Raw genomic sequence first — 22,765 nt, forward strand, 5'->3', positions numbered from 1 at the left:
ATGAAAAAAGGGATGTTGGTTGCCCTCTCAATTGTTTCCGTGCTTTCGTTTCCTCATTTTGCTGTGGGAAAAGTCCCAGGGGTGCCAGCAGGTGTGCAAGGAGCTACAAAAGGAATTGTCGCGGTCTCTCATCCAGCAGCGGCGCAGGTCGGTAGAGATATCTTGGCAAAGGGCGGCAATGCGATTGACGCTGCGGCTGGGATCCAATTTGCTTTGAATGTGGCAGAACCGTATATGTCTGGTATCGGCGGCGGTGGTTTCATGATGATTTATGTGAAGGATCAGAACAAAGTGACGGTGATAGATAGTCGGGAAGTGGCGCCTGCCAAGGTGACTCCCGATATGTTTTTGCAGGCAGATGGTACGCCGATCCCATTTGAGGAGAGACATACGAGCGGTCAGGCCGTAGGTGTCCCAGGTACCTTGCTGGGCGTAGAGCAGGCGTTGGAATCGTATGGAACATGGGACTTGGGAAAAGTGATAGAACCTTCAATTGAATTGGCGGAAACAGGAGTTCGCGTCAACTGGGTGTCCGCTCAATTTATTGCTAATTCCATGGAAAAGCTGAAAAAGCATGAGACTGCTGCACAAGTGTTTGCGCCAAACGGAGTTCCACTCAAAGAAGGCGAGATGCTGGTTCAGCCCCAATTGGCGAAAACGTTGAAGATCATCCGCGACAAAGGCTCAGATGCCTTGTACGAAGGGGAAATCGGTAAGGCTCTCGTCGAAGAAGTACAGAGGACGGGTGGCTCCATGACACTCGATGATTTGCAGGCGTATCAAGTAAAAGAGCGTGAACCGGTCCGCGGCATGTATCGTGGATATGAAGTGATTTCGATGGCACCACCCAGTTCTGGCGGCTTGACACTCATTCAGATTTTGAAGCTGATGGAAGGCTACGATAACAAAAAGGACGGAATCGGGTCTGTAGCCTATTTGCATCATCTGATCGAAGCCAATCACCTCGCCTACGCAGATCGGGCGGCGTTTATGGCGGACGAGGACGTGTATCCGGTACCGAAAAAGGGGCTGATTGCGGACAAATACATCAAGGAAAGGCGTCAGCTCATTCGCGAAGAGACCGCGAATGCCAATGTAGTGGCAGGAGACCCTTGGAAGTACGATCCCGGCAAAAAGCCAGAGGTGTCCATGAAATTGAGAGATCAGTCTCCGGTCAAGCAGACCACGCACTTCTCTGTGATGGACAAATGGGGGAATATCGTTGCGTATACGACGACCATTGAAGATATTTTTGGCAGCGGTGTGATGGTTCCGGGTTACGGCTTCATGCTCAATAATGAGCTTACTGATTTTGATGCGATTCCTGGCGGTGTCAATCAGGTCGAGCCCGGCAAGCGTCCACGTTCGAGCATGACGCCTACCATGGTGCTAAAAGACGGGAAGCCTTTTTTAGCAATTGGCTCACCAGGTGGGTCGACGATCATCGCTTCTGTATCACAGACGATTCTCAATGTGATCGATCATGGAATGGAGATTCAGGATGCCATTCGTGCACCACGCATTTTTTCTAGCAGCTATCCGAGTGTGACGTGGGAAGCGGGCATTGACCAAGACGTTATCCTGCAATTGATGGCAAAAGGTCACGTTTTTGCTGAGGAACCAACGAACATTGGCAACGTCCAAGCGATTGTGTACGATTTTGAAACGGGAAAAATGTACGGCGGAGCGGATAACACGCGCGAGGGTACTGTACTCGGGGTGGATGCCATTGCATATACGGCTGCTCAGCCAAACCAGTCGCCAAAAGAAAAAGAAGGCCCCTTTGATTTACGAGTAAACGGCAATGTCTACCCATATACAGCAGAGCAAAAAGTGATGATAGATGGAGTGGCCTATGTTCAAGCCAATAAGCTGCTGTTAGGGTTGGGACAAAAAGTGACGTCCTTCCAGACTGATGTCGTCATGGTGAAGGGAATTCCTTACTTGCCTGTCAAAAAAGTTGGCGAGAAGCTGGGCTATACGGTCATGTGGAAGGAAGGAGAGCGGTCTATCGAGTTGAATAGCAAAAAGTAGGCTGATCAAGGAAAGGATGTAGCAAAAAATGAAGAAAGTGCTTGTACTCGGCGGAACGCGATTTTTTGGAAAGCGATTGGTGCAGCTTCTCGTTGAAGCTGGGGTAGACGTTACGGTGGCAACGAGGGGGCTTAGCCAAGTGGAGTTGCCTGCTTCTGTTAAAAGAATTACGCTTGATCGCGATGACGTCCATTCTCTTGCTGTTGCTGGAGAAGAGCAGTGGGATGTGGTGTACGATAACATCTGTTATTCCTCCAAAAATGCTATGGATGCGTGTAAGGTTTTTCGGGGGAAAGTAGGTAAGTACGTTTTGACCTCTACCTTGTCCGTCTACGATTATGCCGAGGAACAACTACAGGAAGAGGCATTTGATCCATACACGTATGCAATCCATCGGAAAACGAGAGACGAGACAACCTATCAAGAGGGGAAGCGTCAAGCAGAAGCCGTCTTTTTTCAGGAGAAGGCCTTTCCTGTCGTAGCTGTTCGTTTTCCGATCGTGCTAGCGGAAGACGATTACACACGTCGGCTATGGTTTCATATTGAGCAAGTGCAAGAGGAGCGGCCGATTGGTATGATGAATCCCGCTGCCCGTATGTGCTTTATTCATGCACAGGAAGCGGCACAATTTTTGGAATGGGTGGCGACAACGTCCATCACAGGGCCTGTGAATGCGTGCTCGGATGGGATTGTTTCGCTTGCTGAGCTGATGCAGACAATTGCGCAAACAGTCGGAAAGCCTGCCCGAATCGAGCAAACGACAGATGCTTCTGATGCGTCTCCCTTTGGATTTGTAGCATCGTTTTACATGGATAACAGCAAGGCTAAGGCCGCGGGCTTCCCATTCTGGTCGCTGGATGAATGGTTGCCGGCGCTTGTCAAAAACCTAAACGAGGAATATACCTCCGAAAAAGCGTGACCTATCTACCTTTTCTTTCGTACTACTCCATGGTAAGGTAAAGCAGAACATATGTGTCTGTAAGGAACCAGGAGGATCGATCATGAACAAAAATCGCACCAGCAGTCTCGCGATCATCGCAGCACTATCAGTAGCACTACTCAGTGGATGTGAACCTCCCTCATTGAGTGGATTGTTATCCAGCGAGTCGAATGGACAGTCCGCGGGAGAGGGAACGCAGTCAACGACAGTTGAACCAAATAACGAGGAGACAGCACGTCCCCAACGGGCATCTCTTGCAGAGACGATAAAAGATGTGGATGGAGTGCCAACCGTTACGAATGCAACAGATCTCTCGGTTGTCGTAAATAAACAGCGGGCATTGCCTGCCGATTATATTCCACCGGATTTGGTAGAGCCAAATGTGCCGTTCCCTTTTGATGAAAAAGTAGAGAAGCGATTGCTGAGAGCAGAAGCTGCACAAGCATTAGAAGAACTGTTTGCCAAAGCAAAGACAGAAGGTATTGAACTGTACGCCGTTTCTGGCTACCGCTCGTATAAGACCCAAAGATCGCTGTACGAAACGTATGTAAGGACGCAAGGTGCTGAACATGCAGCTGCCTACAGTGCCGTACCTGGAAAGAGTGAGCATCAGACTGGCTTGGCAATGGATGTGTCTGGCTATGATGCAAATACACGATTGGAAGAATCATTTGGTGAGACGCCTGAAGGAATATGGCTGGCAGCCAACTGTGCGGACTTTGGGTTTGTCATTCGTTATTTGAAGGGCAAGGAAGATACGACTGGATATGCGTATGAGCCTTGGCATTTGCGTTATGTAGGGAAGGAAATGGCGAAAGAAATTATGGCAGGTGGCCTCACTTTGGAGGATTATTTATCTGAAGCGGCAATTGCCCACAAATAACGCCATCGAAAATGAAAAGAGCCGCCCCGATCTGGAGCGGCTTTTTGCTGCCTGGAAAAGGTTAACGCGGGAGGCGAATCTGGGATAGCGGCCAATAAACGACCTCTGCACGTCCTACTACATGATCCAGTTGAACAGGGCCAATGACGCGGCTGTCCATACTGTTGTTGCGATTATCCCCCATAACAAACACACTGCCCTCAGGAATCTTCACAGGATCAAAATCTTCGGTTAATGTCACACCTGCTGTTGAAGCTTTAAGCTTGTTTTCGACCAAATACTCTTCGCTGAGCGGCTGGCCATTGACATACACTTGATCATTTTTGGCTTCAACCGTATCACCAGCTACTGCGACCACGCGCTTGATCCAGTTGTCGCCAGTTGCATCCGGATGAACGATGACGATATCGCCAGGCTGCGGTTCTTTGAGGTAGTAAATCGCTTTGTTTACGATGACACGCTCGCGGTCATGCAACGTACTTTCCATGGAACGCCCTTGGACGACATAGGGAGCCATTACAAATACGTAGATAAAGGCAGTCAATCCGCCAATCAAGACAAACGATTTTAACCAATCAAGCAATTCTACTTTCCATTTTGGTGTAGGGTTGGTTTGTTCCATTGAAATTCTCCTATGTATGTGGTTTCTGTGGCAAATATGCCTGAGTCAAAAGCCTCGTGTGTGTAAGGCTGTCTTCCCATTATACATGCTTTACGAATAGATACGAAAGATGATTCAAGGAAATAATTGGCTTCGCAGGTGTAGTTCGAGAAAGTCGTAACATTATTTTGCAAGCTTACCTATTGTCAGTTTTTCCTGTTTGAGTTAAGATGTTCTTGAAATAAGTTTTACAATAAAAATATTAAGTGGTAAACACTTTGTCTGGCTCATACATATCTTTCGTGAAAAGAAATAATTTCGGGAGTTCTCTTGATCTTCCAGTACTTAGGCTATATAGTTTTATAGTAAAAGTACTTATATTATTAATTTTCCGAAAATGGGTGATGTTGTGAGCAATATGTCCCGTGCCAGTAAACTTGAGGAACTGGATCGAGTATTTGTCGAAATTGCTCGTTTCTTTATTAACAATTGGCTAGAAGAAGAGTCAATCAGTCCGAAGCAGTTTATCTTGCTGCGTGTGCTACATCAAAAAGGACGAAGCACAGTTTCTGAGCTGGCGACCATTTTGAAACTGTCCAATAGTGCCACCACCATTGCACTCAATCGGTTAGTGAAGGCTGGTTTTATCGACCGTATCCGAGACGAACAGGATCGACGTGTAGTGTGGGTCACGTTATCACAACAGGCGATTCCGACTCTGGAAGGACTTTTGTGCGACAGGAGAGCGCTAGTAGGAAAGCTGCTGGAGAATCTGAACGACGACGAGTTAGAGCAGTTTACTTATTTCCTCAGGAAAATGCAGCAGTCCATATAGACATGCCATCAAGTTCGGGTCTGGGGACATTCTTGCAAGACAAAAGTGTGTACCGCGGGAATGGGAGTGTACACATATGAAAAAGAAAAGCACACTGATCATGAGTTCTTGTATCTTAGGAGCTGCTCTGTTTACACAAGCTGCATTTGCAGAAGAGGCAGTAAAAGCTACTGAAACGACTACTGCAACAGAAGCAACAACAACAACTACAGAAGAAAAACCTGCAACTGACGAAAAGCCAGCTACTGAAGCACCTGCAACTGAAGAAAAGCCTGCTACTGAAGAGAAGCCTGCAACTGAAACAACAACAACTGCACCAACAACTACACCTGAAGTAAAACCTACAGCGCCACAAACCGTTAACCCAATTCAAGGGCTGACTCAACAAGGTGGCTGGATGATGATGCCAGGTAAAGATGAGTTCGTACTGGTGAGTGGCCAATACGTTCCAGTAATCTCTACTGTAGCTGGATGGACAATGATGCCAGGAACAGATCAATTTGTTACAACTAATCGCATTACTCCTGTAAATGCTCCAGCTGCTGGTTGGACAATGAGCGCACCTGAATCCGATAACAATAAATAATTTCCTTTATAAAAGACGCTTTGTCCCTCGATTGGGCAAGCGTCTTTTTGTTGGCTAAATGTGGAGATTCCCGTACAAACTAAAGCGGATCGAAAACCAAAAGGAAGGAGGAAGGAAAATGGCAGGTTATGATAAAGAGCAGGCTCAATCCATGGCGAGAGAGTTGGACAGTGAGGATGCAGGCGGAGCCGTCTACTATCAAGAGGCAGACGAATATACAGCTGGACTGGCAACGACGCAGGAGCTGGTCAGTGATATGTACAAGATGGGAACCATTGAGGACAAGGAACAGACGATGTAAAGACATAGGAAAAGAGCGAGGCCAGCCTGGATGCAAGGAGGCTGGTCGCTTTTTGGTTCGTTGATAAAAAAATTTTTATTGACTTAGTAGATTGTATCGGTAAAAATACAAGAGGAATCAGAAAATTTAAAAAGGGTGTGCCAGGAATGAGAGACTCACGATTAGATCAATTAGCGTACAATCTGGTTAACTATTCTGTACGAGTACAGCCAGGGGAAAACATTTTGATCAACGCGAAAGGGGACACACCGGATTTGGTGCAAGCCCTCGTGCGTGAGATTTACAAAGCAGGCGGCAGTCCTTATGTTCAATTGATTGATCCCGCCGTAAGCCGAGAAATCGCAATGAATTGCAATGAAGAGCAGTTGAAGACCATGGCTCAACATGAGGTTGAACTCATGGAGAAAATGCAGGGTTACATCGGAATTCGTGCAGCGAACAACATCAATGAGATGGCTGATGTTCCAAGTGACAAGCTCGGCATCTATTCTCGCTTGTATGAGCTGCCAGTGATGAACGTGCGCGTGCCTAAAACGAAGTGGGTTGTTCTTCGTTATCCAAATCCTTCTATGGCACAGCTTGCGAACATGTCTACAGCAGCTTTTGAAGATTTTTACTTCCAAGTATGCAACCTGGATTACGCGAAAATGGACAAAGCAATGGACAGTCTGGTTGACTTGATGAATCGCACAGACAAGGTACGCTTGGTAGGACCTGAAACGGATCTCATCTTCTCAATCAAGGACATTCCTGCTGTGAAATGTGCGGGCCTGCGCAATATTCCAGATGGTGAAGTGTATACAGCACCTGTGAAGGATTCCGTAAATGGTGTTATCACTCATAATGCGCCAACACCATACCACGGCTTTACTTTCGAAAATGTTCGCCTGACCTTCAAGGACGGTAAAATTGTGGAGGCAACAGCGAACGATACCGAACGCTTGAATCAAATTTTGGATACGGACGAGGGAGCGCGCTTCATTGGGGAGTTCGCTATCGGTGTGAATCCTTACATTCGCAACCCGATGAAAGATATCTTGTTTGATGAAAAAATAGACGGAAGCTTCCACTTCACGCCTGGTCAATGCTATGACGAAGCATACAATGGCAACAAATCGTCTGTGCACTGGGATATGGTTTCCATCCAGCGTCCGGATTGGGGCGGAGGGGAAATCTGGTTTGATGACGTCCTGATTCGCAAAGATGGTCGTTTTGTCATTGCAGAGCTTGAATGTCTGAATCCAGAAAACTTGAAAGGGTAAGGCAAAGCTTACCCAAATCATTTGTCGTACTGACGGAGCCTTTCGTGGGCAAGCATAATATCCATTTCTAGCTGAAATAGCATGTGCAGATTGCTTGAAGGAAGAGTAACTCTGCGTGCCGCGTGGTAGAGAAGTGGCTTGTTTTGTTTGACGACCGTCATGATTTCAACAACCGGAGGAACGACTTGCTTAATTCTTAGTAGGCTTTGCAAATAGCGAAGAAAAGTTTGAATAGTAGCCTGGTCATCCTTATTCGGTACCGTTTCAATCAAAGCGAAAAAGTCTCGGACGATGATACGCTTCGTCTCCTGAGGCTCCACTATGGTTGTACGATTCACTTGATCCACCTCACGGGAAAGAGTAACAGCTTCTTTTCTTTTCCCGCGAAATGACAAATGATAAACCTTTTGTTCGATAAAAAGTCTTTGGCATGTGCATGTGCCAAAGACTTTTCGTTTTTATGACTCGCTATGACCATCGTAGACGCTTGCTTCTTCCAAGGGAATCCGTATGCGCAGGAGCAGCCAGGCATTCAAAAGAGAAAACGTCAGGGCAGTTGCCACAGCGGAAAATGTAAGAGGGAGTAGGAGCAGCTCAAGCGATACGACCAAGTAGTTGGGGTGACGAATGAAGCGATAAGGACCTCGCTTGATCGGAGCCTCGCCCGGGAGTATGAAGATGCGGGTATTCCACCGTTTGCCCAAACTGTGAATACACCAGTAACGAAGCCCTTGCGCGATCAAAAACAGGCTGAATGGAACCGCCCACCAAGAGGGCAGAACCACGGCGCTGTCTTTTCCCACCACTTCGAAAATAAGCGAGAGAAAAAAGAGAAGATGAAGCAGGACGATATATTTGTAATGACTCGCCCCAACCTCGTAGCCTCCTTTTGAGCGGATATAGCGGGCATTCCTCACGGCAACGAGAAGCTCGACCAGTCGCTGCAACACGACTGCAGCCATGACGAATCCAAAGAAGAGCAACATGACTATTTCGCCTCCAGAAGTAAGAGCTCCGAGCTAAATCCAGGTCCAAGCGCAGCGACCAAACCGCGATCTCCTGGCTCCCACGCCTTCTCCATGCTTTTTTCCAAGACGAACAGAACCGTAGGGGAAGACATGTTTCCAAAATTGGTTAGGACATCTTCAGAAAAACGAGTGGCTTCTGTGCCAATGCCCAAAGACCGCTGGTAAGCCGTTAATACCTTGGCTCCCCCTGGATGGAAAATGAAATGACGCAGATGATCAATAGACACCCCATGCGGTGACAAAAAGCTCTCGACGTTTTCTCGCATCGAAGAACGAATGAGAGTAGGGATGTCACGGGAGAAAATGACTTTTAGCCCCGGATCGGTCAATTCCCATCCCATGACATCTACAGTGTCCGGCCATGTTGTCGTACGTGCATCGCAAAATTGAACCTTAGGTGTGTCCGAAGAGGACAAGACTTGATCTCCTTCTATTAATACGGCTGCAGCTCCATCTCCAAAGAGGCACGTTGCGACCAAATTGCTTTTGGACAAATCTTGTCGGATGAAGGTCAAGCCACACAGTTCTACGCTTACAAGCAATACGCGCCGCGTCGGATAAGCCTGGGTGTACTCACATGCTCGCGACAAGCCCATGGCTCCCCCGGCACAGCCCAGGCCCCACAACGGGACACGGGTTGCTTGCGAACGGAGTCCTAAACGGTGTATCAAGCGGGAATCAAGGCTCGGGGTCGCAATGCCGGTGCTTGATACAAACATCAGACAATCGATAGATGACGGCTCGACACCAGCCTTCATCAAACACTTTCGGGCTGCTTCCTCTGCCAAGGCTTCCGCATGTTCGATATACAATTGATTTTTCTCTGCAAACGGACGATCCTCCAAAAACCAATCCATTGGCATACTGAAATGTCGCTTCTGAATGTGACTGTGTGCAAATACGTGTAACAACCGGTCTATGTCAGGAAAAGCATCTTGAAAAAATAGGCGTGCCAGCCTCATGGAATCTTCTTGTGTAATCTCGTGGGAAGGTACTGCTGTAGCCACTGCTTCAATACGGGGCATACATTCATTCACTCCCGTCTATTTTTATTAGCCATTAGCTTATCCCTTCCAATTGGTTCCAATTCATGCTGCACCATGTCCTAGACTCCCGTCTGGTTGTCAGGATTTTTCCAAGATTCGTTTGAATGAATAAGTGACAGTTTCGTGGTTTTGCTTGAACTTGCAAAAAAAGATAGGTAAAATATTCCTGATTATATGAAAAAAGACCTGCTTTAGATTTTGACAGATAGGTCTAAAGTATGAATCGAAAGAGGGTTACATCGGATAGATCGGGGGTAGTGTACTTTGGGCTCACGCTGGATTAGCTTGGGTGTGTCCTGTGTGATCATCTCGGTTTGGCTGATCGGATACGGATTGCCGACGGATGAGAGTATGATTGTCTTTCTTTTACTTGTGGCTGTCATTCAGACCCTTGCTGCCTATCAAATAGGGAAGTATGTAGATCAGTTGCGGCAGATGGCTTATCACGATTCGCTTACAGGCGTTCTCGTCAATCGCAGATTTCTGGACAAGTTAGTCGAAGAAGTAGAGTTGGCAAAAAGCAATCATCAATCTGTTACTTTATTGTTTATTGATTTGGATAATTTCAAAATATTCAATGATTCATATGGTCATTTGGAAGGAGACCGACTCCTTTGCCAATTTGCAAGACTTTTGCAAGCAAGTGTACGTAAACAAGATACGGTTGGAAGATGGGGTGGGGAAGAATTCGTCGTTTTGTTAACGCAAACAGACACAAGAAGAGGACTGCAAATCGGGGAACGAATTCAAAATCAAGTGAGACATGCTCTTTCAGGTGTCACGGTCAGTATCGGAGTAGCCTCGTATCCACACCATGCTTCAACAGCGGAAGAGTTAGCGAAAAAAGCAGATATGCTTATGTATGAAGCGAAAAAAAGGAAAGATTGCATGATGGTCGCTTCGAATGAAAAGATAAATATTGGCAAGACTAACACTCGTCATCTCTCTTGACACGGGTGTTTTTTTTTTATTGTAAAGAGCCTTTACAAAAACTTAATAATTCCTTAAAGAAAAATATACACACTTGACCTTGATTTTAAATTTACGGAAACAATAACTTTCGATATAATCACTTAGGTGTCATTTAATCAAAGGAGTGAAGAAGTCCCGTATGTTGAAATCAAACAAGTATATCTTCTTTGATCTGTTCGAGCAGCAGATTGCCACTGTGCACAAAGGAACGCATCTTTTCTATGAAATGATAGGAAACTATCAAGATCTAGAAACAAAGGTTAAGGCAATCAAGGCTGTCGAGAAAGAAGGAGACGAAATCGTTCGTCGCATTATGAACGAGTTGAACTCTACTTTTATCACTCCGCTTGAGCGTGAAGACATTCACCAACTCGCTCATACGATGGACTCGATGATCGACTACATTGACGGTGTCGCTGATCGTATGTATTTGTATCAAGTGACTCAACCAGATCCGCGTGTACTGGCACAAGCCAATATTTTGGTGAAATGCTCGGCTAAGCTGATCGAGCTGATTCGCACACTGCGCAAGCTGGATCATAAAGTCGTAACACAAATCGCTGGGGAAATCAAAGATTTGGAGCATGAATCTGACTCCAACTACCGCAAAATGGTATCTGATTTGTTGAATTCTCCTGATACCAACCCAATGGAAGCGATCAAACTCAAAGAGATTTACGATAAGCTCGAAGACTGTGCTGACTTCGCTGAGGACGTCTCCAACCTGGTAGAAGGGATCGTGTTAAAGAATGCCTGATCTTTCGCCAGAGGTGATTATTCTCGTACTCGTCGTCATCATGGCGCTAGCTTTTGACTTTATCAATGGTTTTCACGATACGGCGAACGCGATTGCGACCTCTGTTTCGACGCGTGCATTAAGTCCGAAAACCGCGATTATTATTGCATCCTTGTGTAACTTGATTGGTGCACTCTCGTATACAGGTGTAGCGAAGACAATCGGGGGAGGCATTACCGATCCATTCAAGCTGGAAAATGGATTGGTCGTCGTTTTGGCTGCATTGACATCTGCGATTTTATGGAACCTAATCACCTGGTGGTTCGGAATTCCTAGTTCGTCCTCGCACGCGATTATCGGCGGCGTCGCAGGTGCTGCTTTTGGTGCCGCAGGAAGTGGTGCCATTAACTGGTCAGGATTCATTAGCATTATCCAAGCGTTGATCGTATCACCGCTTGTTGCCTTTGCTGTTGGTTTTGTCGTGATCAAGCTTGTGTCTTGGCTTGTTCGTAACTCAGCGTACCACAAAACCAATCGAGGCTTCCGTTCGATGCAAGTTGTATCAGCGGCTTGGCAGGCCTTCAGCCATGGAGCCAACGATGCGCAAAAAACAATGGGCGTAATCACCCTTGCTCTGATTTCTGGAGGATTCTTGATACAAGAACCGGGCGAATTCACCATTCCACTGTGGGTAAAACTTTCAGCTGCTATTGCAATGGCTTTAGGTACAGCCTTTGGTGGATGGCGTATCATCAAGACCTTGGGTGGTAAGATTATGAAAATCAAGCCAATTTCCGGTTTCTCAGCAGACCTGTCTTCTGCCTTGATTATCACAATCTTTACAGCTTTGAAACTGCCGGTGAGCACAACGCATGTGATCACATCCGCCATTTTGGGGGTTGGGGCATCGCAAAAGCTGAACGCAGTAAAATGGGGCGTGGCTGGCCGAATTTTGGTCACTTGGGTCATTACCCTTCCGATTACCGGACTTTTGGCTGCTGCATGCTACGTCGTGTTTGACGTATTCCTGTAGAGCTACATCTTTATACAACAGATAACAGACACCTTTCCGTGGAGAGTACGCGGGAAGGTGTCTTTTTCATTAACTTGATCCAGTTAAACGCTCCCATAAGCCGGGCTTGGGCTTAATTTGCACGAGGCGTACGGCAGAGAATGGGATATAGTCCAACGAACCATCCCGCTCTTCAATTAAAATGCCATTGGGGCTGTAATCATACAACTTGCCTTCTGCAAATGCGGATAATCCTTGTCCGATCATATCAGGAGCAAAATGAATACGTACGTGGCGATCGAGATACTCTTCCAAAATTCCATCATCCATCTGATTCCCCTCCTTTTTTCAGTCTATCTCCTAGTTATTGCCTGCATTGCGACAATTCAGACAAGGCAAAGAAAAAACCACCCAGTCGGACTGACCTGAGTGGCAATGGATATGGCATGTTGACGTTATTCGATCGAGTTTTGGGAATGTCTTGCCTGCTTGCTTTTGCGTGCAAACACGAGCATCAAGATGACACCGGCAGCAATTAAGCACAGACTGACTAATTGAGCGACACGCAGAGTATCGGCTATCAACAAACTGTCTGTACGCATGCCCTCAATGAAGAAGCGTCCAATCGAATACAGGATCATGTAGCTGAACAATATCTGTCCATCGAATTTTTTGAATCGGTACAGCATGAGCATGAGAATGCCGAAAACGACAAGGTTCCATATCGATTCATACAAGAATGTAGGATGGTAATATTGTCCGCCGATAAACATTTGCTCGCGGATGAATGCGGGGAACTTTTCCATGAATTCGGCCGAAACAACATCACCATGTGCTTCTTGGTTGATAAAGTTACCCCACCGTCCGATGGCTTGACCCAAAATAACACTCGGCATAAAAATGTCAGCCAAACGAAGGAACGGCAGATTATGTTTTCGAATATACCAGCTTCCTGCCAGAACACCACCGATTAATCCACCGTGAATAGCCAAACCGCCTTGCCATACTGCGAAGATGTCCAGTGGATTGTTTTTGTACTGCTCCCATTCAAACGTAACATAATACAATCTTGCACAAACGATGGCTGCAGGAATGATCAGAACCACCATGTTCAAGACGTGATCAGGATCAATGCCAGAACGTTTGGAATTGTAGCGCGCGAGATAAGTACCCAAGAAAAACGCCAGCCCCATAATAATGCCATACCAGTGAATCTTTAAGGGGCCGATTGCAATTGCGATCGGATCAATCATGAATGTGCCTCCTTGCCTCAAAACATCTGTGCCAAGTATAGCACAAATAGACTGCTGGATTCCAACTAATGGCTTACTGGGACTGCAAAAAGCCGAGGATGGCATCAAGGGAGGCTCGTTTCGTCGGAGCAGATATAGATGAGAATAAATCTCCGAATGTTTCCAGCCGTTCGGGCACCGTATAAACAGTGAAGTCTGTGGGATGACAATGGGGAACCTCTTCCCACAGGAGTGGCGTTGATACGGTTGCCTGTTCTTTTGCACGGGTTGAATAAGGGGCTGGCAGTGTCTTTCCCCGCCAGTGTTGCAAATAGTCAATGTACAGCTTATCACCCCGATTCTTCACTAAGCGCTCAATGGTTAATAGCGAGGGATGCTTGCTGACCAAATAGGATGCGATAAAATGTCCGACCTGGCGCGTCTGTTCAAACGTATAGCGAAGTTCAATAGGGACGTATACTTGCAAGCCGCTGGAACCAGATGTCTTGACCCATGAAGGGAGCTGTAATTCATCGAGCAGCTGTTTCAACAAGAGGGCAGACTCTATCACAACAGCAAAATCATCTGTGGAAGGGTCGAGATCAAAAACGAGCTCTGTCGGAGTCTCATCCTTGGCGAGGTGAAAGGAGACGTGCCACTCCAATGCTGCTTGATTCGCCATCCACACGAGTGTCGCCCTGTCATTGCACAGTACGTATCGAACATTTTCCCATGTATGCGTTTGTATCCAGTCGGGCGCATAGTCAGGAGCGTTTTTTTGATAGAAGTGCTTGTCACCGATTCCGTGAGGGTAGCGAATGACGGTTAAGAGCCGATCCTTGCTATACCGAAGGAGTGGGGCTGCGACAATCAGCAAGTAGCGCAAGTAATCTAGCTTGGTTACCTTGGCTTGTGGCCATAGAGGCTTGTCAGGATTTGTAATGGACAATGTGTGATTATCGATCGTCAGCTCGTACTCTTTTGTTGCAGGACGCAATGACGTTTTCACCTTCTTTTGAAACGGTATAGGTGTTCCTACTATCTCCTATCTGCGTTTCTCTATGTAAAAGGAATAGCTCTTTGCATATATTTCCTGTCAATCAACCATAATACGGGTAGCTTTCCAGTGGTTGGTGATGAAATGAAATTCAAGAAGAAAGATAAAATGAAAGAACTGATTGAGACAATGAATTCCTGCAGCTTGATTGAGCTGGAGGGTATACCGATTTCGCCTCGATTGGGAGAGAACATTGATCTGTTGAAAAAAATGTTCGCTGATTGCTCCGATTTTGTCATACGAGAATTCCGTCAAAAAAACAGTGTTCGTGCGATAGCTGTTTTCGTAGATGGGCTGATTGATACCAAAGAGGTCAATTCTGCACTGAAATCGTTAATGGTGCTGGAAGACGGCGATGAAGATATAAAGGTGATAGAAGAGGCACTATTGCCCGTTTCTCAGATGGGAAGAGTAGATGATTATAAAAAGCTGCTACAGGCTGTGCTTTCAGGTGATACGGGCATTCTCGTAGAGGGAAATGCAGAAGCACTGACGCTCGGCATTCGTGGAGCAGAAAAACGCTCCGTCAACGAACCAGAAGGAGAAGCGGTCGTACGGGGGCCACGTGAGGGTTTTATCGAAAATATTCGCACGAACACGTCGATGCTGCGGCGCAAATTGCGAACACCTCGATTGAAAATGAAGTCCTTGGTTGTTGGACGTGAGACGAACACCAATCTGGTGGTTGCCTTTCTTGATGGGATTGCTGATCCAGAGATCGTACAGGAGGTCACTGGTCGAATCAGCAAGATCAATATGGATGCTGTGCTGGAAAGCGGATATATCGAAGAAATGATCCAGGACAACACGTACTCGCCTTTTCCTCAGGTCATGTATTCAGAGCGCCCGGATACCGTTGCAGCGGCATTGCTGGAGGGACGAGTCGCGATATTTGTGGATGGGACACCGATGGTTTTGATAGCGCCCGTTACGTTTTGGATGATGATGCAGGCAAGCGAGGATTATTACGAACGGTTTCAAATGGCCACCCTTGTTCGGCTGCTGCGCTACATATTCCTCATCATTTCGCTCATTACCCCTGCTTTGTATGTGGCTATTACAACGTATCACCAACAAATGCTGCCAACGACGCTCCTTTTGAGTATTGCGGCTGCTCGCGAGTCCATTCCTTTTCCTGCTATTGTGGAGGCTCTTATCATGGAAATTTCCTTTGAAGCCTTGCGAGAAGCGGGGATTCGTCTCCCGAAAACGGTGGGGCAAGCCGTCAGTATTCTAGGCGCGCTGGTCGTTGGTCAGGCAGCCGTGCAGGCAGGGATTGTTTCTGCACCCATGGTTATCGTCGTATCCTTGACAGGTATTGCCTCGTTTACCATCCCACATTTTAATGCATCGATTTCACTGCGAATGCTGCGCTTTCCGATTATGATTGCGGCTTCGATCCTCGGCATCTATGGGATGCTGGTAGTGTTACTGCTAATCCTCGGTCATATGGCCAACCTGCGCTCTTTTGGTGTGCCTTATTTATCACCATTAGCACCAATGTCGATCGGCGATCTCAGAGACGTACTGATGAGGGCTCCATGGTCGATGATGGAAAAACGCCCCAGCTTTTTAGGGGTGCAAAATGCAAGGCGCATGAACGATGGTTATGCAAATTCAATTCAGCATAGAGGAGGGCAATCAGGAGTGACAGGCAACCGTCATTCGAACGAGGAGGGGCAATCGTGAAGGCTGTGACCCGCATGCTGGTAGTGTCGCTCTGTATGTTCCTAGTATCTGGATGTTGGGATCGCCGTGAAGTAAATGATATGGCCATCGTTATTGCGATGGCGATGGATAAGGAACCAGACGGCAGGTATCGGTTATCTATCCAGGTTCCACTGGTTAGCAGCCTAGGTGCGCAGTCCGGAGGAGGTGGGGGGACGAGTGGTGACAAGAGTTATTACGTAGATTCCGCAGTAGGCAGGACAATCCGGGAAGCGAATGGATTGATCCAGGCAAGAATGTCACGAGAAATTTACTACTCCCATCACCGGATGATCGTCATAGGCGAAGAATTGGCGAGGGACGGCATGTCTGAAGTGCTGGATATCGTCGCACGTTTTCCTGAAAACAGATTGACAGCTTATATCATCATGACACAAGGCAAAGCCATCGAATTACTAACCGCCCAACCGCAATTTGAACGTTTTTCAGGGGAAGCGATGCGTGAGTTGGTCAAGATGGGGGGGATTACGGTAACGCTGAAGGATGTAGCCCAGATGCTCAGTACACCAGGGGTTGATGCTATTTTACCCGTTCTGGCAGCAGTGGATTCCCATCCAAAAGGAAAGTCGAAAGAAGTAGAGGCGACAGGGGTAGGTTTGTTTCGACACAACAAGCTCATTGCCATCGCGAAACCGAAAGAACTGACTGGCTTGCGGTTGTTCCAACGCGATTTTACACCGTTTTCTGTCGTCCTGCCCCTTAACAAGAAAGAACGACTTACGATTAGCTTCTCGAAAGGAAGAGCGAATATTACGCCCGAGATCAGGAAAGGCCACGTCCATTACAAAATTGACCTCTACGCATCTGCAGTTGTGGTGGAGAATCTGTCAAACCTCGATCTTGAAAAAGAGAAAAATATCAGAATGCTGCAAGGAAAGCTCGTCGAGCAAATCAATAGCGGTGTGAAACATATGATGCAAACGATCCAACATCAACGATCAGACTTCATTGGGTTAGGAATCGCATTGTCAAGGAATCATCCACGTGAATGGCGAGACCGGTATCGGAACAGGTGGAATGAGGAGCTTCCGAAAATCACTTATGAAATCCGAACCAAAGTGAACATGGCCAATATCGGACAAACAACGAAAAATATTACCCAAGGTGAAGATGGTCATGAATAGAATATTTCTGGTCTTTTTTGTCTTCATGCTGATACTTTCGTTTGGAGAATTCATCTTGAAGCGAAAAGGCATGGATGGAAGACAGCAGCGAGTCATTGTTATTTTCTACACCTTAACCATTGCATTTCTTATTGCTTTGCAATTCCAGTATTATCAATTGCTACCTACGAGTCATATCATGAACATTTTATCTCCCTATGTTAAGCGGTGGGTGGATCAGTTCGTATAAGGAGGCCCGAGTATGATTCACAAGCAAGTGATCAATCACAGACAAATTGCCTGGCTGGTCGGCAGTGTCTTGATGACAGGAATGATGATCAGTTTCTTGCGGTCGGTCGTTCAGGTAGCAAGGATGGATGCTTGGTTCTCTCAATTGTTACCCATCTTTTATGCGATTCTGATCGCCTACGTTTTGAGCGGGCTGGTTGAGGCGTACCCAGGGAAAAATATCTTTGAAATCTTGTTTATTATTGGCGGGAAGTGGATTGGTGGAGCTATCAATCTGCTCATATTGTTTTACATTTGGATCATCCTGGCGATCGATATTAAAGGGGCTGCTGATTTTTTACATATCTCGTTATTGCCAACCACCCCATTGGAGATCATTCTACTCGTCTTCGTCCTGCTGATGATGTACTATGGCAAAACGAGTCTTGAGGTGGCGGCACGGGTGAATGAGCTTTATTTTCCTCTTTACTTCATGATGTGCATATCGCTTTATTTCCTCTTGATTAATGAATACAACATAGAGCGCTTGGAGCCGATCTTGACTAACAGCTTGGACCGGATCGTGATCAGTAATTTGATGCCGTTGGGTGTATATGGGGATATTTTTCTGATCGGAGCGTTTTTACATGCCATTGTAGAACCACGACTCTTTTATGCTGCGATGAAGCATGGGGTTATCATTGTTGGATTTGGGACGACGATTATATTGCTCATCTTGCTCGGGGTGATGGGCTTCATTATCGCAGGGCGGCTGAATTTCCCCATCTATATTCTCGTGCAGCAAATCCACGTGACAGATTTTCTGGACAGGGTCGAAATGATTCTCTTTAGCGTATGGTTCCCTGCTTTTACGATTAAGGTCATCGTCGCCTATTTGGCATTTTTAGTGGGGGTTGGATCGTTTGGGGGACAGCAGCATTATAATACACTCAACGCTCCGTGTGGATGGTTTATGGTTGTATCGTCCATATTCGCTTTTCCAAATGTAGCACATATCGATCAGTTTATTAGTTATAGCTTGCCGATGATCATACTCGTCTTCCAATTGCCGTTGGCGCTCTTTTTGCTTATTCATATAAGGCGAAAGAACAAAGGAAGAGAGCAAAGCCTCATTCCCGAAGGAACGAAGCTTTATCGATTTTACCGGTCGATGGTGTGGAGCACGACAGTTTGTTTGATTGGTTGCGTGCTAGTGATTTTGATTGGGGACTTTTTTAAAGATAAATCAGAGGTAGGAGGGGTTGCGACAGCCGTTGTTTATATTGCCTTGTTACTGATTGCGTTGTTGACGAGCTACGGGGAAATGCAGGCTCTCAATCATGGCAAACAAAGGCTGGGGAGGGCAAAACAGGCTGGTTCATTTCGACAATAAGGTCGAAAGCCAAGGGGGTTCCTTACTCCAAAACACACTGGTGGGGAGCGACATCAACAAAGCCTTGTATGCTTGGCTGTCGCAAGGAATGCCCTTCCTTCCACTCCGCAAATTTGATTTTGACGGTGATTTCCGGCTGTATCCATAAGGTATTGGCTGCGCGTGGTGGCTTGTTAACAAAAGCCATCTTCTGTTGGACGAGGGGCTGTATTCTCTCCGTTAAAGCACGCCAGTCCGTTTGCGTCAATTTTCCAGTACCTGCATGACCGATGTACCAAAAAGAACCTTGTTGATCGAAGAGTCCCAGAAGCAACGAATTGACAATCTGATTCCGAAGTGTAACGCCGCCTACGACAGCGATGAGATCCCGGTAGTACTTTTTCTTTCTCCAGCGTTGATCTTTCCCATTGATCAAGTAGCTGCTTGACGCATCCTTCATAATGATTCCTTCCATGCCTTGAGCTTCTACGACACGGTAAAGAGCGTCTCCATCAGGAAAGTTTTCAACTAGCTGAACATGAGAAGTAGGAGTAATGATCTTGCCCAGTATTTGTTGTCGCTCTGATAGTGGATAGGAAGTTACCCATTCATGATTGCAGTACAGTACATCAAAGACCATGTATGTGACGGGGACAAGCTTTTGTATCTGGGGGACTTTCTCTAAACGGCGCAGCCCGTCTCTTCTCATGACCTCGTAAAAAGAAGGCTTTCCGTCCGAGCCGAGAGCAATGATTTCGCCATCCAAAATCACAGAATCGGCACGACAATACGAGCGAAGATCAGTCACTTCTGGATAATGGAAAGTCCGTTCATTTAATTTTCGGTTGAACAGTTTGACCTCCTGTCCATCGTAGTAGGTAAGAATGCGAACGCCATCCCATTTCACTTGGCCTATCCATTGTGGTCCCACAGGTATGGCTTCCGTGCTGGTAGGCTCAAAAGGAAAAAGCGGGGTCAGTTCCATAGCTGCCACCTTTACGTTTAGTTGGGACTTGCCCAGTTTTCTAATACAGTTTCACGGATGGGCGTGATCTATACGAGTGGTGCTGGTGGATGAATTTCCTGTTAGAATTTTACGAAACTTTTTTATTGATTAAGTATTGAATTCGAGCTATACTACATGTATCTAAAGTAACTGATGGGTTACCGGATTGGGCTGTATCTGGTTGAACTGCTTCCTCCTTCCGTGGTACGTCCACCACACCTCATGGGAAGGGAGCAGTTCTCTGATATGGCCCTCTTTGTGTCTCGATCCGGTTGGGAATGTTTGTTGTTCACTTTCTTTAACCCTTTTTTCATTGATATACAATTAGAGACTTGTTTATAATGACTGTGCGAACTCATTTACGAAAGAAGGAATTGACTTGCCGTTTCTTCGGTTTAAAGGCTTTGCAAAGCAAGACATAGAGCCCATTTCTCAGATTCTTATAGAAGAGTTTTCCAAAATTGCTGAGGTAGCTCAGGAAAAGGTGAAATTGGAGCTGCTTCAGGTGGAGCAATTGACGAACAGTCCTTTGTCTGTAGAGATCATGATGTTTCCCCGTGAACAAAAGCAGCATGACGCGATTGCTAGTGCCATACACGGTATTTTGAAGAAGCAAGGCTTTCTGCATGTGCATATATTCTTCGTTCTGCTATCGCCCACTCTCTATTATAAAGAAGGACTTCCGTTGCAAGTCGGAATGACGAAATAAGCAGAAAAAAGGTCGAGATCCTCCAAAGGGATTTCGACCTTTTTCTATTAATAATAGAGGCTTTCGGTTTGCAGGCACTTGGAGCATGTTCGCGTAAGTGGAGTTTCGATAAAGACGTGGCTGCAGTCCTGTTGAATCAGCCGCAATTGTTGTTTAGACTGCTCTAGCTCAGCCTCTAGTCGAATGATCTTTTCGCGTAAACGACTAGCTTCCTCCATATCCATCCCCCTTGATTACGACTGGTACAAACGGCTTCCCTGTTCGCGGAATTCACGCGATTTTTCCTGCATACCTGCAAGGATGGCGGGATCTTGGGCAGCCCCTTGTTCATTGGCGATGTGACGAATGTCGTGCGATATTTTCATGCTGCAAAATTTAGGCCCGCACATAGAACAAAAATGGGCGGATTTGGCGGCTTCTGCTGGCAACGTTTCGTCGTGATATTCGCGGGCGCGCTCTGGGTCCAAGGACAAATTGAACTGATCATTCCAGCGAAAATCAAAACGAGCTTTGGATAAGGCGTCGTCGCGCTGTTTTGCCCGCGGATGTCCTTTTGCAAGATCAGCGGCATGCGCTGCGATTTTGTATGCGATTAGACCGTTGCGGACATCCTCTTTATTGGGTAGACCGAGATGCTCCTTGGGCGTTACGTAGCAGAGCATCGCTGTTCCGAACCATCCAATCATGGCAGCGCCAATGGCTGAAGTAATGTGGTCATAGCCGGGGGCGATGTCTGTCGTGAGCGGCCCAAGTGTGTAAAAAGGAGCCTCATGGCAAATGGATAACTGTTTATCCATATTTTCACGAATGAGATGCATGGGGACGTGACCAGGGCCTTCAATCATGACTTGTACGTCGTGTTCCCACGCAATTTTTGTGAGTTCTCCCAATGTTTCAAGCTCCGCGAACTGCGCCTCGTCATTCGCATCCGCGATAGAGCCAGGACGTAGTCCATCTCCGAGGGATACACAAATGTCATAGGCCTTCAGAATTTCGCAAATTTCAGCGAAATGCGTATACAAAAAGTTTTCCTCATGGTGGGCCAGGCACCATGCAGCCAAAATCGATCCGCCGCGAGAGACAATACCGGTAACACGGTTAGCTGTCATGGGGATGTAGCGCAAAAGAACACCAGCATGAATTGTGAAGTAATCGACGCCTTGTTCCGCTTGCTCAATCAAGGTGTCTCGGTAAACCTCCCATGTCAAATCCTCGGCTTTCCCATTTACTTTTTCAAGTGCTTGATAAATCGGAACAGTGCCGACTGGAACAGGACTATTGCGGATAATCCACTCTCGTGTAGTGTGTATATGTTTTCCCGTTGAGAGGTCCATAATGGTGTCGGCACCCCAACGGACCGACCAAATCATTTTTTCGACTTCTTCTTCCATCGAAGAGCTGACGGCTGACGTTCCGATGTTGGCATTGATTTTGACATGAAAGTTGCGGCCAATGATCATCGGCTCGCTTTCAGGATGATTAACGTTAGAAGGGAGGATCGCACGTCCAGCGGCGATTTCAGCCCGTACAAATTCAGGGGAGACACCCTCGCGAATGGCAACGTATTCCATTTCCGGTGTGATGATATTTTTTCGGGCATAATGAAGCTGGGTAACATTTTTCCCTGGCTTTGCCCGTTTTGGTTTGTAGCCCTCTCGAGGGAAAGTAGGGAGGGTGGCTGCCTTTTCTTCGTTTCGGATGCCGTCATCAACTAGTTGTGGTTCGCGACCGACATACATTTCTACATCATTTCGCTCATCGATCCATTTGTGGCGGATGGAGGGCAGTCCTGCTTGAATGTCAGGGACGTAACCCGTTGCGGTATACTCGCCACTCGTATCGTATACGCGAAGAGGAGGATTGGGGATGGAGCCAGACAATCCTTCGGTAGGATGAAGGGAAATCTCGCGCATCGGGACACGGATGTCCGCACGACTACCTGTTTCGTATACTTTGCGACTGCCTGGAAAAGATGAGACCAATGACATAAGAAAAACCTCCTTGTTTTGGTTGCACGAAAGCGAGAACCGTTTAGGGAGGCGAAAGAAACTGCCCGCGAAAAAGCGCCGCATAAACAACATGCGACGCCAACGC

25 protein-coding genes are annotated in these 22,765 nt (G+C 46.7%); 15 read left to right on the forward strand and 10 right to left on the reverse strand.

What is annotated here, in order from left to right; genetic code table 11:
* The 3 genes from ggt to FB479_RS02260 all read left to right on the forward strand — a co-directional run bounded on the left by ggt (position 1) and on the right by FB479_RS02260 (position 3,857).
* Positions 1 to 2,034, forward strand: a complete 2,034-nt coding sequence (gene ggt / locus FB479_RS02250; protein WP_142062040.1) for a gamma-glutamyltransferase — start codon at positions 1 to 3, stop codon at positions 2,032 to 2,034.
* Between the two features lie 28 nt (positions 2,035 to 2,062).
* On the forward strand, positions 2,063 to 2,953 hold the full coding sequence (locus FB479_RS02255; RefSeq protein ID WP_142062043.1) for an NAD-dependent epimerase/dehydratase family protein: 891 nt from the start codon (positions 2,063 to 2,065) through the stop codon (positions 2,951 to 2,953).
* A gap of 82 nt (positions 2,954 to 3,035) precedes the next feature.
* Positions 3,036 to 3,857, forward strand: coding sequence for a M15 family metallopeptidase (locus tag FB479_RS02260; RefSeq protein WP_142062046.1), 822 nt, complete (start codon positions 3,036 to 3,038; stop codon positions 3,855 to 3,857).
* A 61-nt stretch (positions 3,858 to 3,918) separates the two neighbouring features.
* On the opposite strand, the gene lepB is transcribed toward FB479_RS02260, so the two are convergent.
* Positions 3,919 to 4,479 carry a signal peptidase I gene (gene lepB, locus FB479_RS02265; protein WP_106653369.1) on the reverse strand — a complete coding sequence of 187 codons (561 nt, stop codon included), beginning with the start codon at positions 4,477 to 4,479 and terminating at the stop codon, positions 3,919 to 3,921.
* A gap of 388 nt (positions 4,480 to 4,867) precedes the next feature.
* Here lepB and FB479_RS02270 point away from each other — a divergent pair, with 388 nt between their 5' ends.
* The 4 genes from FB479_RS02270 to FB479_RS02285 all read left to right on the forward strand — a co-directional run bounded on the left by FB479_RS02270 (position 4,868) and on the right by FB479_RS02285 (position 7,442).
* Positions 4,868 to 5,293, forward strand: coding sequence for a MarR family winged helix-turn-helix transcriptional regulator (locus tag FB479_RS02270; RefSeq protein ID WP_106653370.1), 426 nt, complete (start codon positions 4,868 to 4,870; stop codon positions 5,291 to 5,293).
* A 76-nt stretch (positions 5,294 to 5,369) separates the two neighbouring features.
* Positions 5,370 to 5,879, forward strand: coding sequence for a hypothetical protein (locus FB479_RS02275; RefSeq protein ID WP_142062049.1), 510 nt, complete (start codon positions 5,370 to 5,372; stop codon positions 5,877 to 5,879).
* Positions 5,880 to 5,997: 118 nt separating this feature from the next.
* On the forward strand, positions 5,998 to 6,180 hold the full coding sequence (locus tag FB479_RS02280; RefSeq protein ID WP_106653372.1) for a DUF4025 domain-containing protein: 183 nt from the start codon (positions 5,998 to 6,000) through the stop codon (positions 6,178 to 6,180).
* Positions 6,181 to 6,326: 146 nt separating this feature from the next.
* Entirely contained in the window at positions 6,327 to 7,442 is a 1,116-nt protein-coding gene (locus FB479_RS02285; RefSeq protein ID WP_142062052.1) for an aminopeptidase, read from the forward strand.
* A 17-nt stretch (positions 7,443 to 7,459) separates the two neighbouring features.
* Here FB479_RS02285 and FB479_RS02290 read toward each other — a convergent pair whose 3' ends face one another.
* From FB479_RS02290 to FB479_RS02300, 3 genes are all read right to left on the reverse strand, one after another.
* Complete coding sequence (locus FB479_RS02290) at positions 7,460 to 7,780, reverse strand: hypothetical protein (protein WP_106653374.1); 321 nt, start codon at positions 7,778 to 7,780, stop codon at positions 7,460 to 7,462.
* Positions 7,781 to 7,900: 120 nt separating this feature from the next.
* Entirely contained in the window at positions 7,901 to 8,428 is a 528-nt protein-coding gene (locus FB479_RS02295) for an isoprenylcysteine carboxyl methyltransferase family protein (protein ID WP_142062055.1), read from the reverse strand.
* Between the two features lie 2 nt (positions 8,429 to 8,430).
* The gene (locus FB479_RS02300; RefSeq protein ID WP_185746313.1) at positions 8,431 to 9,495 is read right to left on the reverse strand and encodes a type III polyketide synthase; all 1,065 of its coding nucleotides are present in this window, start codon (positions 9,493 to 9,495) and stop codon (positions 8,431 to 8,433) included.
* 285 nt (positions 9,496 to 9,780) lie between these two features.
* Here FB479_RS02300 and FB479_RS02305 point away from each other — a divergent pair, with 285 nt between their 5' ends.
* From FB479_RS02305 to FB479_RS02315, 3 genes are all read left to right on the forward strand, one after another.
* Positions 9,781 to 10,467 carry a GGDEF domain-containing protein gene (locus tag FB479_RS02305; RefSeq protein WP_106653377.1) on the forward strand — a complete coding sequence of 229 codons (687 nt, stop codon included), beginning with the start codon at positions 9,781 to 9,783 and terminating at the stop codon, positions 10,465 to 10,467.
* Positions 10,468 to 10,627: 160 nt separating this feature from the next.
* Positions 10,628 to 11,245: a DUF47 domain-containing protein gene (locus tag FB479_RS02310; protein WP_007728239.1), complete on the forward strand. Its 618-nt coding sequence runs from the start codon at positions 10,628 to 10,630 to the stop codon at positions 11,243 to 11,245.
* Positions 11,238 to 12,257: an inorganic phosphate transporter gene (locus FB479_RS02315; RefSeq protein ID WP_106653378.1), complete on the forward strand. Its 1,020-nt coding sequence runs from the start codon at positions 11,238 to 11,240 to the stop codon at positions 12,255 to 12,257. The genes FB479_RS02310 and FB479_RS02315 overlap by 8 nt, the downstream gene beginning before the upstream one ends.
* A gap of 69 nt (positions 12,258 to 12,326) precedes the next feature.
* Here FB479_RS02315 and FB479_RS02320 read toward each other — a convergent pair whose 3' ends face one another.
* The 3 genes from FB479_RS02320 to ligD all read right to left on the reverse strand — a co-directional run bounded on the left by FB479_RS02320 (position 12,327) and on the right by ligD (position 14,465).
* Positions 12,327 to 12,566 carry a hypothetical protein gene (locus FB479_RS02320; RefSeq protein ID WP_106653379.1) on the reverse strand — a complete coding sequence of 80 codons (240 nt, stop codon included), beginning with the start codon at positions 12,564 to 12,566 and terminating at the stop codon, positions 12,327 to 12,329.
* A gap of 125 nt (positions 12,567 to 12,691) precedes the next feature.
* A complete protein-coding gene (lgt, locus tag FB479_RS02325; RefSeq protein WP_142062061.1) occupies positions 12,692 to 13,489 on the reverse strand; it encodes a prolipoprotein diacylglyceryl transferase in 798 nt (265 codons plus the stop codon).
* Positions 13,490 to 13,562: 73 nt separating this feature from the next.
* The gene (gene ligD / locus FB479_RS02330) at positions 13,563 to 14,465 is read right to left on the reverse strand and encodes a non-homologous end-joining DNA ligase (RefSeq protein ID WP_142062064.1); all 903 of its coding nucleotides are present in this window, start codon (positions 14,463 to 14,465) and stop codon (positions 13,563 to 13,565) included.
* A gap of 168 nt (positions 14,466 to 14,633) precedes the next feature.
* Between ligD and FB479_RS02335 the strand changes: the two genes are divergently transcribed.
* From FB479_RS02335 to FB479_RS02350, 4 genes are read left to right on the forward strand one after another with little or no spacing between them, the layout of a single operon-like run.
* Positions 14,634 to 16,214 (forward strand): spore germination protein, encoded by a 1,581-nt coding sequence (locus tag FB479_RS02335; RefSeq protein ID WP_370511669.1) that lies wholly within the window; start codon positions 14,634 to 14,636, stop codon positions 16,212 to 16,214.
* Positions 16,211 to 17,377 carry a Ger(x)C family spore germination protein gene (locus FB479_RS02340; RefSeq protein WP_106653382.1) on the forward strand — a complete coding sequence of 389 codons (1,167 nt, stop codon included), beginning with the start codon at positions 16,211 to 16,213 and terminating at the stop codon, positions 17,375 to 17,377. Before FB479_RS02335 ends, FB479_RS02340 begins: the two co-directional genes overlap by 4 nt.
* Positions 17,370 to 17,606 carry a hypothetical protein gene (locus FB479_RS02345; RefSeq protein WP_106653383.1) on the forward strand — a complete coding sequence of 79 codons (237 nt, stop codon included), beginning with the start codon at positions 17,370 to 17,372 and terminating at the stop codon, positions 17,604 to 17,606. The genes FB479_RS02340 and FB479_RS02345 overlap by 8 nt, the downstream gene beginning before the upstream one ends.
* A 12-nt stretch (positions 17,607 to 17,618) precedes the next feature.
* Complete coding sequence (locus tag FB479_RS02350) at positions 17,619 to 18,977, forward strand: GerAB/ArcD/ProY family transporter (RefSeq protein ID WP_142062070.1); 1,359 nt, start codon at positions 17,619 to 17,621, stop codon at positions 18,975 to 18,977.
* A gap of 22 nt (positions 18,978 to 18,999) precedes the next feature.
* On the opposite strand, the gene FB479_RS02355 is transcribed toward FB479_RS02350, so the two are convergent.
* Positions 19,000 to 19,941 carry an ATP-dependent DNA ligase gene (locus tag FB479_RS02355; RefSeq protein ID WP_106653385.1) on the reverse strand — a complete coding sequence of 314 codons (942 nt, stop codon included), beginning with the start codon at positions 19,939 to 19,941 and terminating at the stop codon, positions 19,000 to 19,002.
* A gap of 400 nt (positions 19,942 to 20,341) precedes the next feature.
* On the opposite strand from FB479_RS02355, the gene FB479_RS02360 reads away from it, so the two are divergent.
* A complete protein-coding gene (locus FB479_RS02360) occupies positions 20,342 to 20,671 on the forward strand; it encodes a DUF1904 family protein (protein WP_142062073.1) in 330 nt (109 codons plus the stop codon).
* Positions 20,672 to 20,718: 47 nt separating this feature from the next.
* Here the strand turns inward: FB479_RS02360 and FB479_RS30290 are convergent, their stop codons facing one another.
* The gene (locus tag FB479_RS30290; RefSeq protein ID WP_164724461.1) at positions 20,719 to 20,889 is read right to left on the reverse strand and encodes a hypothetical protein; all 171 of its coding nucleotides are present in this window, start codon (positions 20,887 to 20,889) and stop codon (positions 20,719 to 20,721) included.
* Between the two features lie 15 nt (positions 20,890 to 20,904).
* A complete protein-coding gene (thiC, locus tag FB479_RS02365; RefSeq protein ID WP_142062076.1) occupies positions 20,905 to 22,659 on the reverse strand; it encodes a phosphomethylpyrimidine synthase ThiC in 1,755 nt (584 codons plus the stop codon).
* Positions 22,660 to 22,765 lie beyond the last annotated feature (106 nt).

This window comes from Brevibacillus sp. AG162 (assembly GCF_006715575.1).
GTDB lineage: Bacteria > Bacillota > Bacilli > Brevibacillales > Brevibacillaceae > Brevibacillus > Brevibacillus brevis.

Excerpts from the sequence above, each read along its gene's own strand:
- FB479_RS02295 (WP_142062055.1), bottom strand. The coding sequence starts at position 8,428 with ATGTTGCTCTTCTTTGGATTCGTCATGGCTGCAGTCGTGTTGCAGCGA.
- FB479_RS02280 (WP_106653372.1), top strand. The coding sequence starts at position 5,998 with ATGGCAGGTTATGATAAAGAGCAGGCTCAATCCATGGCGAGAGAGTTG.
- FB479_RS02285 (WP_142062052.1), top strand. The coding sequence starts at position 6,327 with ATGAGAGACTCACGATTAGATCAATTAGCGTACAATCTGGTTAACTAT.
- FB479_RS02345 (WP_106653383.1), top strand. The coding sequence starts at position 17,370 with ATGAATAGAATATTTCTGGTCTTTTTTGTCTTCATGCTGATACTTTCG.
- FB479_RS02255 (WP_142062043.1), top strand. The coding sequence starts at position 2,063 with ATGAAGAAAGTGCTTGTACTCGGCGGAACGCGATTTTTTGGAAAGCGA.
- FB479_RS02300 (WP_185746313.1), bottom strand. The coding sequence starts at position 9,495 with ATGCCCCGTATTGAAGCAGTGGCTACAGCAGTACCTTCCCACGAGATT.
- FB479_RS02335 (WP_370511669.1), top strand. The coding sequence starts at position 14,634 with ATGAAAGAACTGATTGAGACAATGAATTCCTGCAGCTTGATTGAGCTG.
- FB479_RS30290 (WP_164724461.1), bottom strand. The coding sequence starts at position 20,889 with ATGGAGGAAGCTAGTCGTTTACGCGAAAAGATCATTCGACTAGAGGCT.
- ggt (WP_142062040.1), top strand. The coding sequence starts at position 1 with ATGAAAAAAGGGATGTTGGTTGCCCTCTCAATTGTTTCCGTGCTTTCG.
- FB479_RS02355 (WP_106653385.1), bottom strand. The coding sequence starts at position 19,941 with ATGGAACTGACCCCGCTTTTTCCTTTTGAGCCTACCAGCACGGAAGCC.
- thiC (WP_142062076.1), bottom strand. The coding sequence starts at position 22,659 with ATGTCATTGGTCTCATCTTTTCCAGGCAGTCGCAAAGTATACGAAACA.
- FB479_RS02260 (WP_142062046.1), top strand. The coding sequence starts at position 3,036 with ATGAACAAAAATCGCACCAGCAGTCTCGCGATCATCGCAGCACTATCA.
- lgt (WP_142062061.1), bottom strand. The coding sequence starts at position 13,489 with ATGATTGATCCGATCGCAATTGCAATCGGCCCCTTAAAGATTCACTGG.
- lepB (WP_106653369.1), bottom strand. The coding sequence starts at position 4,479 with ATGGAACAAACCAACCCTACACCAAAATGGAAAGTAGAATTGCTTGAT.
- FB479_RS02315 (WP_106653378.1), top strand. The coding sequence starts at position 11,238 with ATGCCTGATCTTTCGCCAGAGGTGATTATTCTCGTACTCGTCGTCATC.
- FB479_RS02320 (WP_106653379.1), bottom strand. The coding sequence starts at position 12,566 with ATGGATGATGGAATTTTGGAAGAGTATCTCGATCGCCACGTACGTATT.
- FB479_RS02310 (WP_007728239.1), top strand. The coding sequence starts at position 10,628 with ATGTTGAAATCAAACAAGTATATCTTCTTTGATCTGTTCGAGCAGCAG.
- FB479_RS02275 (WP_142062049.1), top strand. The coding sequence starts at position 5,370 with ATGAAAAAGAAAAGCACACTGATCATGAGTTCTTGTATCTTAGGAGCT.
- FB479_RS02350 (WP_142062070.1), top strand. The coding sequence starts at position 17,619 with ATGATTCACAAGCAAGTGATCAATCACAGACAAATTGCCTGGCTGGTC.